Source organism: Achromobacter sp. ACRQX, assembly GCF_022346505.1.
Lineage (GTDB): Bacteria > Pseudomonadota > Gammaproteobacteria > Burkholderiales > Burkholderiaceae_B > Achromobacter > Achromobacter animicus.
Window position 1 is genome coordinate 19,422 of record NZ_JAKRML010000030.1, and the last position, 12,492, is coordinate 31,913.

Below are 12,492 nucleotides of genomic sequence, written 5' to 3' on the forward strand. Positions count from 1 at the left end.
GTGCCGGGCGCTTGGACCCGGGGGTCAAGTTCGGATCCGGCGGACAGGTCCGGGGCGCCAGGTTCAGGCCTTGCCGGCCAGGTGGTCCGCCAGCCGGTCCATGGCGCCGGACCAGCCATTCTCGTGGCCGTCGCGGGTGGCCTCGTCGACGAACGGTGTCTGCAGGAAGGCAAGCTCGGTGCCCCCGTCTGCCGAGGTGAAGTCCAGCGTAATCAGTGAGGTTTCCTGCGGCGTGTCGCGCCACGCCCAGGTGAACACCAGACGGCGATGCAGCGCGACTTCCTGGTAGCGGCCGCTGGCGTAGTGTTCCCCGCCGTCTGCGGTGATGAAGCCGACTTCATAAGCGCCGCCCACCCGCACATCGGTTTCGGCCAGCAACACGCGTTGCGTGCCTGCCGGGCCGAACCAGCGCATCAGCGCTTGCGGGTCGGTCCAGGCTCGCCAGACGCGTTCGACGGGGGCGTCGAAGCGGCGCTGGAGCCGCAGCTCGAGGGGGGAGATTCGGTTTTCCATGGGTGGATTTCCTCTTCGTGATAGAGATATCGCGCCAGCGAATCCAGTTGGCCGGTCCAGAACCTTTCGTACCGTGCCAGCCAACCGGCGGCGGCGCGCATGGGTTCGGGAGACAGCGTGCAGCGCACGACCCGCCCGTCCTTGGCGCGCGCGATGAGGCCGGCCTCTTCCAGCACCCGCAGGTGTTTCATAAAGGCGGGCAGGGACATGGCGTGGGGGCGGGCCAGCGTGCTGACCGAGGCCGAGCCCTGTTCCAGGTCCGCCAGCACCCGGCGGCGCGTGCCATCCGCCAGCGCGGAGAAGATGGCATCGAGAGCATCATCATTTAACTTAACCATAAGGTTAAGTTTTAGGTTTGCCACAAGCGCGTGTCAAGCGCGATGGCTTCGGACTTTCCCTAGGGGTGAAGCGGGTTACTTGCCGCGCGGCTTGATGATGTCGCAGGCCGCGGCGGTGTTGCTGGCCGGGGCGTCGCCACCCAGCAGCGCTCGCACGCCGCAGACCGAGCCGAACATGCGCTTGCCGTCGTGGCCCACGCCGCCGACTTCGAAGGCGCTGTGACGCAGGGGGACGGGCTTGGAGCCTCGGGCGGCCAGCACGTGCTCGTACTGGACGTAGCCCGTGCCGCGCGCGAGCCGGGTGGCGCCCTGGGCTTCGGCGCCGCAGGCTTTGTCCAGCAGCCGGTGCTCGGGGTTGTTGTCCGCGCCGCCCAGCAGGTAGACCACATCGCGCGCCGCGTAGCGCACGAAGAGGCGGGAATCGTCGGATTCGCCGGCGTAGGCGGGCAGCTTGTCCGTGCCGTACTTGTACTGGTTGTAGGTGGGGCAGATGCCGCGCTCGTAGGGCGCGTAGCCTTTGCCGTCGGCGCGTGGCCGTTCGTTGGTCAGGTACAGATAGGAAGAGGGGTTGGCGACCACGTACCGCAGGGTCAGGCCGTCGCGGCGCAACACCCCGTCCACGTTGTTCAGCACCGCATACCGGTGCACCAGCTGCGCGCCGGCCGAATGGCCGGCAAGCACCAGGCCGGCGAGCGACGGCAGGCGCTTGCGGTCGTCCAGGCTGCGCAGCAGGTCGTCCAAAACCTGGAACGAGGTGACGGGGGCGGGCCGGCCCGTGGCCTGGACGCTTTCCTGGCCGTCTTCCCAGCTGGCCTTGCGCCAGGCGGCCATGCCCGCGAAGCCCGAGTCGATCGAGCCGGAAAACCGCGGGGCCAGCACCAGCGTGTCGCCCGCGCGCGCCGGGTCGGCGGCGACCAGCGCGGCGGCGGTTTCGTAGTAGTTGTCGGCGTCGCGCTTGACGCCGTGGATGACGATGAGCACCTGCTTGATGCCGCGCAGGTCGTCCTTGGCCAGATCCCGGTTGGCGTAGACCGGCATCTTGTACCGGTTTCCGGGGCGGCCCAGTTCAACGGCCTGCCAGCGCAGCGGCGCCGCGCGCTTGGGCACGGGCGTGGCTTCGTCGTAGTCGTAGGGGTCGGGCAGCGGCGTCTGCGCATGCGCAGCGCCGCAAGCCAGCAGGGTGGCCAGGGCGAGCGAGGCCGCCAGCGCCGTGCGGGTCAGGGAAGTGGCAGGCGCGCGACGCATGGCGCGGCGACCGCTCAGCAGCTTTCGAGTCCCAGCAGTTGCTTGAGCGCGGGCAGGTCCAGGATGCGGACTTCGCGCTGGTTGATCTTGATGAGGCCGTCGCGGGCAAACCGCGAGAACAGACGGCTGACCGTTTCCAGCGTCAGGCCCAGATAGTTGCCGATTTCTTCGCGGCTCATGCGCAGCACGAACTCGGTGGACGAGTAGCCCAGCGACGCATAGCGCTGCGAGAGGTTCAACAGAAATGCGGCCAGGCGCTGTTCCGACCGCATGGAGCCCAGCGACGCCAGCATCTGGTGCGAGCGGGTGATCTCGCGGCTCATGAGGCGGCGGAATTGCTGTTGCAGCGACGGCAGGTGCGACGCGACGCGATCGACTTCGTTCAGGCGGATGACGCAGACCTCGGAATCTTCGAGGGCCACGGCGGCCGACACGTGCTTGCCATCCAGCATGCCGTCCATGCCGACGATCTCGCCGGGCAGATGGAAGCCGGTGATCTGGATCTGGCCGGTGGCGTCTTCAAGTTGCGTTTTCAAGCTGCCGAAGCGCACGCCGTAGACGGCGTCGAGCGGATGATCCAGCGAAAAGAGCGTCTTGCCTTTTTCCACGCGGACGCGCTCTTTGACCAGTTCGTCCAGCTTTTCGACTTCGGCGGCTGCCATGCCCACGGGAACGCAGACGTGACCCAGCATGCACGTGGAACAGTGGGCGGCATCAGGGGCAATGGGGACCCGTTTTTGCATACGATGACCTTTAGAGTGCCCATTGCACGGCGGGCGCCGGAACGGGTGTGAAGCACGAGACAGGCGTCTATTGTAGTCCGTTGTTACTACGGGTGTCTTACCGGGCGTCCTGCTTTGTTCTGGAAAGGCGATGAGCAATCCAGTCTTCCCCGGCGATATCGACCGCCGCGGCCCGAAACGCGGGGTCGATCGGATAGTACTCGCAGGGCAGCAGACTGGTCGGGCCGGCGCCTTCCAGACTGGCGGTAACCGTGCGGCGCACGAAGCAGCAGGGCTTGCCGGGCTGGTATTCTTCGATCTCGTCCATCAGGGCGATCAACGCCGGTTCCACCTGGAAAACGTCGCCGCGCACGCGCCGGCCGTCCTGCACGGGGATGAGCCCGGGCCAGTCGCCAAAATCGACCAGCATGCCGGGCACGCTGGCCGCGCCGACGTGGCTGGCGGCCGGCAAACCGCGCGCTGCGGCCGCCCGGGCGAGGTCGTTGATTTCGCCGGCCCGTAGGGTGCCGTACACAAAAACGTATATGCTCATTGCTCTGTTTGCTGGTGCACGTCGAAGAAGACCATGAGAGGCGCCGGGTGTTGAAATTGTCTCACCCGGCCACATATTCAGGTTATCGAGCCAGCCGGCACGGATCGGTCAGGCTCCCCACAAGCCAATACGACCATTATGCGATTCGACAAACTGACGACCAAGTTTCAACAAGCGTTGGCAGACGCCCAAAGTCTGGCCGCCCGCAACGACCACCCCTACATCGAACCTGTCCACGTGCTGTCCGCCCTGTTGTCGGATTCCGACAGCGGCGCGGGCAGTTTGCTGGCGCGTGCCGGTGTGGCGGTCAACCGACTGGGCCCGGCCCTGGAGTCCGCCCTGAAGGGCTTGCCGCAGGTGCAGGGCGAAGACAACGTGCAGGTGGGCCGCGACCTTCAGGGCGTGCTGACCCGTACCGACAAGGAAGCCTCCCGCCGCGGTGACACCTATATCGCCAGCGAACTCTTCCTGCTTGCGCTGGCCGACGACAAGGGTGAAGCCGGCCGCATTCTGCGCGACGCGGGCCTGCAGAAAAAGGCCCTGGAAGCGGCGATCGACGCCGTGCGCGGCGGCGAGAACGTGTCGGGCGCGGAAGGCGAGGCCAACCGCGAGGCCCTTTCCAAGTACACGCTGGACCTGACCGAGCGCGCCCGCCAGGGCAAGCTGGATCCGGTCATCGGCCGCGACGACGAAATCCGCCGCACCATCCAGATCCTGCAGCGCCGGACCAAGAACAACCCCGTGCTGATCGGCGAACCCGGCGTCGGCAAGACCGCCATCGTCGAAGGCCTGGCGCAGCGCATCGTCAACGACGAAGTGCCCGAGACCCTGCGCGGCAAGCGCGTGCTGTCGCTGGACCTGGCGGCGCTGCTGGCGGGCGCCAAGTTCCGCGGCGAGTTCGAAGAGCGCCTGAAGGCCGTGCTGAAAGAGCTGGGCCAGGACGACGGCCGCAACATCGTGTTCATCGACGAGCTGCACACCATGGTGGGTGCGGGCAAGGCCGAAGGCGCGATGGATGCGGGCAACATGCTCAAGCCGGCGCTCGCGCGCGGCGAGCTGCACTGCATCGGCGCCACCACGCTGGACGAATACCGCAAGTACATCGAGAAGGACGCGGCGCTTGAGCGGCGCTTCCAGAAAGTGCTGGTCGACGAGCCCGACGTGGAATCCACCATCGCCATCCTGCGCGGCTTGCAGGAGCGCTACGAAATCCACCACGGCGTCGAGATCACCGACCCGGCCATCGTCGCGGCCGCCGAGCTGTCGCATCGCTACATCACCGACCGCTTCCTGCCCGACAAGGCTATCGACCTGATCGACGAAGCCGGCGCGCGCATCCGCATGGAAATCGACTCCAAGCCGGAAGTGATGGACAAGCTGGACCGCCGCATCATCCAGCTCAAGATCGAGCGCGAGGCCGTCAAGAAGGAAACGGACGACGCCTCCAAGCGCCGCCTGGGCGTCATCGAGGACGAGCTGCAAAAGCTGCAGCGCGAGTACAACGACTTCGAGGAAATCTGGAAGGCCGAGAAGGCCGCGGTGCAAGGCACGCAAGCCATCAAGGAAGAGATCGACAGCGTCCGCGCCGAAATGGCGGAACTGCAGCGCAAGGGCCAATTCGACAAGCTGGCCGAGCTGCAATACGGCAAGCTGCCGGATCTTGAGGCACGTCTGAAGGCCGCCGAGGTGGGCGCTGCCGAGGCCGCCGAAAACGCCGAAGGCGACGAATCGCGTCCGCGCCTGTTGCGCACGCGTGTCGGCGCCGAGGAAATCGCCGAAGTCGTGTCGCGCGCCACCGGCATTCCGGTGTCGAAGATGATGCAGGGCGAACGCGAAAAGCTGCTGCACATGGAAGAGTTCCTGCACAAGCGCGTGGTGGGTCAGGACGAGGCCGTGCGACTCGTGTCCGACGCCATCCGCCGTTCGCGTGCGGGGCTGGCGGATCCGGCGCGGCCGTATGGCTCGTTCCTGTTCCTGGGCCCAACCGGCGTCGGCAAGACCGAGCTGACGCGTGCGCTCGCCGAGTTCCTGTTCGACTCTGAAGAGCACATGATCCGCATCGACATGAGCGAGTTCATGGAGAAGCATTCGGTGGCGCGGCTGATCGGCGCGCCGCCGGGATACGTGGGCTACGAAGAGGGCGGCTATCTGACCGAGGCCGTGCGGCGCAAGCCCTACAGCGTGGTGCTGCTCGATGAAGTCGAAAAGGCGCATCCGGACGTGTTCAACGTGCTGCTGCAAGTGCTGGACGACGGCCGCCTGACCGATGGCCAGGGCCGCACCGTCGACTTCCGCAACACGGTGATCGTCATGACGTCGAACCTGGGTTCGCACCATATCCAGACGCTGGCTGACCAGCCGTACGACGTGGTCAAGGAAGTGGTGTGGGATGAACTGAAGCAGACGCTGCGGCCCGAATTCCTGAACCGCATCGACGAAGTGGTGGTGTTCCATGGCCTGGAAGCGCAGCACATCGAGTCCATCGCCCGCATCCAGCTTCGCCGTCTGGGCGAGCGCCTGGAAAAGCAGGAGATGCGGCTGGAGGTGACGGAACCGGCCCTGGCCGAACTGGCCCGCTCCGGCTTCGATCCGGTGTTTGGCGCGCGCCCCTTGAAGCGTGCGATCCAGCAGCAGATCGAGAACCCGGTGGCGCGTCTGATCCTGGAAGGCAGGTTCGGTCCGCGCGACGTGGTCCCAGTGGACTGGCAGGATGGCCAGTTCGTCTTCACCCGCACGTTGCAGTGATCGCGCTGCAATAAGCAGAATGCCCGGCGCGTAGCCGGGCATTTTTTTGTCTGCGCCGTAGCGCCGCAGCGCCGCCGCGCCGAACAGATCGGCGCGGCGCTGGGCAATCACATCACTTCGCGACCGTCACGAACACCGGGTTCGAATAGAACCACAGATCGTTGTAGTTGCGGGCGTTGATGGCGTTGAAGCGCGCCGCGTTGTCGGCAAAATCGACCTTGGCGTCCGGCAGCGGTTCGCCCGCTGCGGTTTCGCCTGCCACGTCCACGCCAAGATTGGTGCCGCGCAGGCGCAGGTACTGGCTCTTGTCGGCTTTGATCGTGGTCGTGATGACGTTGTAGCCATCTTCGTCGACCTTCCAGTCGGCCTTGGTGAAGCGGGCCAGCACGCGCGTCGTGGGGTTGGTGTCGGCGTCGTATTCCGGGGTGCCGGGTGCGGCGCGTTCGGTCACGTCGCCGACGATCAGGTCCACGTGGTTGACGGTGGGCTTGACGTAGGTGGGGTTGCCGCTTTCGATCGGGTACTCGTAGTTGTTGCGCTCGGGGCTGCGGAAGCGGATCGTGACCTCGACGGTTTCACCCTTGGCCGCCTGCAGTTCGCCGCCCATGTGCACCGCGCCGGCCGCGCCCTTGGCCTGGAAGTCCAACGCGTCGATCAGGTCGCCGAAGACACCGAACATGCGGCCGCTTTTCAGGCCCGTGACCACGGCCGCCATGTCGTCGCCGTCCTTCCAGACGTACGTCTTCGAATATTCGCCGGGCGCGTAGCCGCTGCTGTACAAACCCTGGCTCGTGCGGAAGTGGTAGTCCGAATCGGCCACGTTCCAGATGCGTCGGCCTTCGCCCAGCAGCGCGTCCCACGTGCCGCCCAGGTGCGCGACCTGGTAATCGGCGCCGCCATAGGTGCGGTTGGGCAGGAAGGCGTTGGTGTAGGCGGTGGCGTAGCCGCCACGGTCCGGTTCCATCTGGTTGCCGACCATGCCCTCGATCGCGAAGAAGACGCTCGGGGCCAGGTCGTTCATCTCGCGCAGCTGGGCGATCGTGTACTTGCCCGCGTAGCGCGACGGGTGGTTCAGCAGCATGTAGCTGTCGGGGTACTTGTCGCGCAGCCACTTCAGCGCGGCCAGCGAGTCGGCGTGCGTGGTGAACGCGCGCGTTTCGCCGGACAGGCGCGAGACCAGCAGCGGGTCGAACAGGTTGGGATCACGGTTGGTGAACAGGTACTCGAACTCGGCCACGGCCTCCAGAGACTTGGGCGACTGCGGATCGTTGTAGCCGATGCCGATGTTCACGTGGTCATGCGTCGGCATGTCCCATTCGAACGACGAGAAGATGATCTTGCCGGCGTAGCGGCCCGCGGCCTGCGCCTGCTTGATGTAGGGCACTTCGTACTGCGCCATGCCTTGCGAGAACGGGATCGATCCGCCGGGCAGGTTGACGCCGGTATGGTCGCGGGCGGACAGGCGCAGATGGTTCGAGATGGCGGCCCAGTCCAGCTTGTAGCGGTCGAACGCCTGATCCAGCGCGCTTTCCAGGCTGACCTGCGCGTCGTCCGACTGGAACGTGTGCACGTGCAGATCGCCCGCGGACCACGCGCCCGTTTCGATGGGCTTGGGTTGCTCTGCGGGCGGCGTCGGGTCGGTCACGACGGGCGGCGTCGGCTCAGGGGTGACCACCTCGTCATCGTCATCGCTGCCACCGCAAGCGCTCAGCAGGGTCACGCAAGCCAGCGACAAGGGCATGATGGCTCGCCGCAGGCGGGATACTTCGAACTGCATCTACAACACTCCAACGTCATGTCGGCATGCAACGCGCATGCCGCAAAGCGCGCAACTATGCGGGCGGGGAATGACGTGGGAATGACAGTGGCGCGCCGGATGTCGATTTCCGTGCGCCTGGCGTTGTCTTCAGCAGCTATTTTTTTGCGGCTCGGCCTTCGGCCAGCGCCTGCGTGATGATGGCGTTCGCGGTCCAGCGCACCACATCGGTGACCTCGGGCAGGTCGAGCTTCCAGATGTCCTTGAGCACCAGGAACACCTCGGTGCCGTACACCAGCGACAGCGCCTGCGCGACGCGGTCCTGCTGCGCCGGTGTCAGGTCGGCGGCCAGGGGTGCGATGGCGCGCCTGAGGATGTCGACGCGGTGGCCGCGCACCAGTTGGGGCTCGGCGCCGGCCTTGCCGGCGCTGGCCTGCGCATGCTGTTGCAGTGACACCTGAATGGCAGCGCGCAGCGGCGCCTCGTGCGCCGCCAGCCGCGGATACGCAAAGCGCAACAATTCGTCGACGCGCGCCGCCGCGTCGGGCGCATCGGAATTCCACGCGAGGATGGGGCCCAGGCTTTCGTCCACCACGGCGGCGATCAGCGCGCTCTGGCTGGGAAAGTAGCGGTAGGCGGTGGCGCGCGAGACTTGCGCGTGTTCGGCCAGCTCGGCGACCGAGGGCGTGACGCCTTGCGCCATCAATTGCTGGGCGGCGTCGAGCAGGGTCTTGCGCATCCGTGCGCGCGGCCCGTGCGGGGGTTCGCCGCTGGCGGCTGCCTGCGGGCTGGCGGGGGCGATCAGCTTCGTGCCGGCCGCTGCCGAGGACGCCTTGCGGGCGGGAGATTCGGATTGACGTGAGACAGGTGTCTCAGTATGATTCTTTCGTCTCATTTCTGGATTCTACGGGCCTTTGGCCTCACATATCGAGGCGCGCACGCAGTGTAGCCGCCCGCGGAGGAGTCATGACGCATACCAAGCAGCGGGTCTTTGTCGCCGCGACCTATGACACCAAGGGCCACGAGGCCGACTACGTGGCGGATCTGCTCCGGCGCGAGGGGCTGGACGTGGTGTCGGTGGATGTCTCGACCTCGGGCGCGCCCAGCGCCGCGCAGGTCTCGGCGCAAGAGGTCGCGCGCAGCCACCCGGACGGCGCCGCAGCGGTCTTCACGGGCGACCGGGGCACAGCGATTGCGGCCATGGCTCTTGCGTTCGAGCGCTACGCCGCCGGTAACGCGGAAATCGGCGCGCTGCTGGGCCTGGGTGGCTCGGGTGGCACGGCGCTCATCACGCCGGCCATGCGCGCGCTGCCCATCGGCACGCCCAAGGTGATGGTGTCCACGATGGCGTCCGGCAATGTCGCGCCTTATGTGGGACCGTCGGACATCGCGATGATGTATTCCGTGACCGACGTGGCGGGCCTGAACCGCATCTCGCGCCGCGTGCTGGCCAATGCGGCCGGCGCGATCGGCGGCGCGTTCCGCCAGTCGTCGGCCGCGGCGGCTGACGATGGCCGGCCGGCGGTGGGCATCACCATGTTCGGCGTCACCACGGCCTGCGTGCAGCAAGTCACGCCGCTCCTGGAGTCGAAGTTTGATTGCCTGGTGTTCCATGCCACTGGCACGGGCGGGCAGTCGATGGAAAAGCTGCTGGACAGCCGCCTGCTTGCCGGCGTGCTGGACCTGACCACGACTGAAGTCTGCGACCTGCTGTTCGGCGGCGTGCTGGCCTGCACCGATGACCGCTTTGGCGCGGTGGCGCGCACGGGCGCGCCGTATGTCGGGTCGTGCGGCGCGCTGGACATGGTGAACTTCGGCGCGATGGACACCGTGCCCGAACGCTACCGCGCCCGACGCTTCTATCCCCACAACCCGCAGGTCACGCTGATGCGCACGACCGCAGAGGAAAACACGCGGCAGGGCGAATGGATCGCCGACCGGCTGAACCGTTGCGACGGCCCGGTGCGCTTCCTGATTCCCGAGGGCGGCGTGTCCGCGCTGGATGCGCCGGGCCAGGCGTTCTGGGATCCCGAGGCCGACGCGGCGCTGTTTGCCGCGCTGGAGGCCAACCTGCGGCAGACGGCGGACCGCCGCCTGATCCGCGTGCCTTGCCACATCAACGATCCGCTGTTCGCCAGGACGGCGGTCGACCACTTTCTTGAAATTGCCGCACATTGAAGGACTGCCGCCATGCCGCGTTTTGACCGTAACGAACTGCTGGACAAGTTTCGCGCCATGGTGCGCGCGCGCACGCCCATCGTGGGCGGGGGCGCGGGCACCGGACTGTCGGCCAAGTGCGAGGAAGCGGGCGGCATCGACCTCATCGTGATCTACAACTCGGGCCGCTACCGCATGGCGGGCCGCGGCTCGCTCGCGGGCCTGCTGGCCTACGGCAACGCGAACGAGATCGTCGTGGACATGGGCCGCGAAGTGCTGCCGGTGGTCAAGAAGACGCCGGTGCTGGCCGGCGTGAACGGCACCGATCCGTTCTGCGACTTCGACGTGTTCCTGGACGACCTGAAACGGCAGGGCTTTGCCGGCGTGCAGAACTTTCCCACTGTCGGCCTCATCGACGGTAACTTCCGCGCCAATCTTGAAGAGACCGGCATGGGCTATGCGCTGGAAGTCGATATGATCCGTCTGGCGCATCAAAAGGGCATGCTGACGACGCCGTACGTCTTCAACGAGGACGAAGCCGTCGCCATGGCCCGCGCAGGCGCGGACATCATCGTGGCGCACATGGGGCTGACCACCGGCGGGTCCATTGGCGCGGAAACGGCGCTGACGCTGGATGATTGCGTGGGCGCCATCGACCGTATTGCCGAGGCCGCGCTGGCGGTGCGCCCGGATATCATCGTGCTGTGCCACGGCGGCCCGATCGCGACGCCCGACGACGCGGCCCACGTGCTGCGCGCTTGCAAGCATTGCCACGGCTTCTATGGCGCCAGCTCGATGGAACGCCTGCCGACCGAACAGGCCCTGACGGCCGCCACGCGCGAATTCAAGAACCTGACCTTCTGATCCCCATCGCCGCAATTTTCGGCTTATTCGACACGCATTGCATTAACGGAGCCCGTATGCCGCATACCGTACACATCACCGCTGTCGTCCAGGCGCCATTGAACAAGGTCTGGCCGCTGTTCCGGGATTTCAACGGCCTGGCAGGCTGGCATCCCGGCGTCGCGGAGAGCCGGCTGGAAGCGGGCGGCCGCCATGACGCCGTGGGCTCGGTGCGGCATCTGACCCTCAAGCCTTCCGGCTTCGTGCGGGAGCAGCTTTTGATGCTGGACGATCCCAATACCGAGCTGCGGTATTCGATCATCGAGACGGATCTTCCGATGCGCGATTATGTCGCGGGCGTGTCGCTGCATCCGGTCACCGAGGGCGGCGGCACGCTGGTGCAATGGTGGGCCGATTTCCGCGTCGAGGGGGCAGCGTTGAACGATGTGGCTGCGGCGGTCGGGCAGAACGTTTTCGCGGCGGGATTGGCCGCGTTGGACGAGAAGCTGCGATCGGGTGTCTGACACCCGATCGCAGGGGCGGCGCCGGTCAGCACGCGGGTGACACCCGCGCACCTAGTGCTTCCGCCGTGTGGCGGACAGGCGGCGGCAGCCTGCGGGAAGCGGGGCCGTGCGCAGGTACTCGTGGATCGAAGCGATCAACGCCTGCGCGGCCGGGCTCAGCGGGTATTCCTTGTTGCGGATGATGCATAGCGTGCGCACCACCGTGGGCCGGGCCAGCAGCGCGTAGGCCAGCCCCGGCTCCATCACGCGTTGCGCGGCCAGCGCCGGCAGCAGCGCGACGCCCATGCCTGCCTTGACCAGCGCGGCCTGCGACGTGGTGCTCGATGCTTCATAGAACGGCGCCGCCGCCTCGATGGGCAGGTCGGCGCGGGCGCGCAGCAGGGCCATGATGCCCGTTTCATCCACCACCCCAACCAGCTTGCGGCCGGTCAGGTCGGACCAGCGCATGGCGCCGTCGCGCGCCGGGCGCAGCGTGGCGTCGTCCTGGCGGTAGAGCACGCCGAAGCGGTCTTCGAGCAAGGCGTCGAATTGCAGGCCGGGGGCGTCGGCCCAGCGGCTGGTCAGGCCGAAATCGACCTCGCGCGCGGCCACCTTGCGTTGGATGCGACCCGAGTTGTCGTCGCTGAGATAAAGCCGCACCGCCGGATACTGCGCCGCGAACACGGCGGCAGCGGGCGCGATGAGCTGCGTGATGGCCGACGGCGCCGCCGCCACGCCAACCCGTCCGCGTTCCAGCGCGCCAAAACGCACCACGTCTTCGATCACGCCATCAAAATCCGCCAGCAGCCGCATGACGCGCGGCAGGAATTCCTCGCCGGCCGGCGTCAGCAGCACGCGCCGGCTGGTGCGCGCAAAGAGCTGGGTGCCCAGCGCGTCCTCAAGCTGGCGAACCAGGCTGGTGACGGACGACTGCGTCTGGAACAGGCGTTTGGCGGCATGCGTGAAGCTGGACTCCTGGGCTACCGCCACAAAGGCGGTCAGGTGCTTCAAAGTGACGTGCTTGGGCAGGCGATGCATTTCAAAACGCGATAGATGGATCAATAAAAACAATTTTTCCAGATTGATCGCGCGGACGATACTAGGTCCTTCACCAAGG

At 66.7% G+C, this 12,492-nt stretch carries 12 protein-coding genes; 4 read left to right on the forward strand and 8 right to left on the reverse strand.

Annotation, left to right across the window (positions count from 1 at the left end; all coding sequences use genetic code 11):
- Positions 1-63 precede the first annotated feature (63 nt).
- The 5 genes from MHZ91_RS22450 to MHZ91_RS22470 form a co-directional block, all read right to left on the reverse strand.
- Positions 64-513 carry an SRPBCC domain-containing protein gene (locus MHZ91_RS22450; protein WP_239215771.1) on the reverse strand — a complete coding sequence of 150 codons (450 nt, stop codon included), beginning with the start codon at positions 511-513 and terminating at the stop codon, positions 64-66.
- Complete coding sequence (locus MHZ91_RS22455) at positions 414-851, reverse strand: helix-turn-helix transcriptional regulator (RefSeq protein WP_175123534.1); 438 nt, start codon at positions 849-851, stop codon at positions 414-416. Before MHZ91_RS22455 ends, MHZ91_RS22450 begins: the two co-directional genes overlap by 100 nt.
- Before the next feature lie 75 nt (positions 852-926).
- Positions 927-2,096, reverse strand: a complete 1,170-nt coding sequence (locus MHZ91_RS22460) for a hypothetical protein (RefSeq protein ID WP_239215773.1) — start codon at positions 2,094-2,096, stop codon at positions 927-929.
- Positions 2,097-2,110: 14 nt separating this feature from the next.
- The gene (gene fnr, locus MHZ91_RS22465; protein WP_175123532.1) at positions 2,111-2,839 is read right to left on the reverse strand and encodes a fumarate/nitrate reduction transcriptional regulator Fnr; all 729 of its coding nucleotides are present in this window, start codon (positions 2,837-2,839) and stop codon (positions 2,111-2,113) included.
- 97 nt (positions 2,840-2,936) lie between these two features.
- Positions 2,937-3,371 carry a gamma-glutamylcyclotransferase family protein gene (locus tag MHZ91_RS22470; protein ID WP_239215775.1) on the reverse strand — a complete coding sequence of 145 codons (435 nt, stop codon included), beginning with the start codon at positions 3,369-3,371 and terminating at the stop codon, positions 2,937-2,939.
- Between the two features lie 138 nt (positions 3,372-3,509).
- Between MHZ91_RS22470 and clpB the strand changes: the two genes are divergently transcribed.
- On the forward strand, positions 3,510-6,116 hold the full coding sequence (gene clpB, locus MHZ91_RS22475) for an ATP-dependent chaperone ClpB (RefSeq protein ID WP_239215777.1): 2,607 nt from the start codon (positions 3,510-3,512) through the stop codon (positions 6,114-6,116).
- A 112-nt stretch (positions 6,117-6,228) separates the two neighbouring features.
- Here the strand turns inward: clpB and MHZ91_RS22480 are convergent, their stop codons facing one another.
- Positions 6,229-7,893 (reverse strand): S-layer protein, encoded by a 1,665-nt coding sequence (locus MHZ91_RS22480; protein WP_239215779.1) that lies wholly within the window; start codon positions 7,891-7,893, stop codon positions 6,229-6,231.
- 136 nt (positions 7,894-8,029) lie between these two features.
- Positions 8,030-8,677: a TetR/AcrR family transcriptional regulator gene (locus tag MHZ91_RS22485; protein ID WP_239215820.1), complete on the reverse strand. Its 648-nt coding sequence runs from the start codon at positions 8,675-8,677 to the stop codon at positions 8,030-8,032.
- A gap of 161 nt (positions 8,678-8,838) precedes the next feature.
- On the opposite strand from MHZ91_RS22485, the gene MHZ91_RS22490 reads away from it, so the two are divergent.
- From MHZ91_RS22490 to MHZ91_RS22500, 3 genes are read left to right on the forward strand one after another with little or no spacing between them, the layout of a single operon-like run.
- Entirely contained in the window at positions 8,839-10,050 is a 1,212-nt protein-coding gene (locus MHZ91_RS22490) for a Tm-1-like ATP-binding domain-containing protein (protein WP_239215781.1), read from the forward strand.
- Between the two features lie 12 nt (positions 10,051-10,062).
- On the forward strand, positions 10,063-10,893 hold the full coding sequence (locus tag MHZ91_RS22495) for a phosphoenolpyruvate hydrolase family protein (RefSeq protein ID WP_255810311.1): 831 nt from the start codon (positions 10,063-10,065) through the stop codon (positions 10,891-10,893).
- 56 nt (positions 10,894-10,949) lie between these two features.
- Positions 10,950-11,396, forward strand: coding sequence for an SRPBCC family protein (locus tag MHZ91_RS22500; protein ID WP_239215783.1), 447 nt, complete (start codon positions 10,950-10,952; stop codon positions 11,394-11,396).
- 51 nt (positions 11,397-11,447) lie between these two features.
- On the opposite strand, the gene MHZ91_RS22505 is transcribed toward MHZ91_RS22500, so the two are convergent.
- Entirely contained in the window at positions 11,448-12,413 is a 966-nt protein-coding gene (locus MHZ91_RS22505) for a LysR family transcriptional regulator (protein ID WP_239215785.1), read from the reverse strand.
- Positions 12,414-12,492 lie beyond the last annotated feature (79 nt).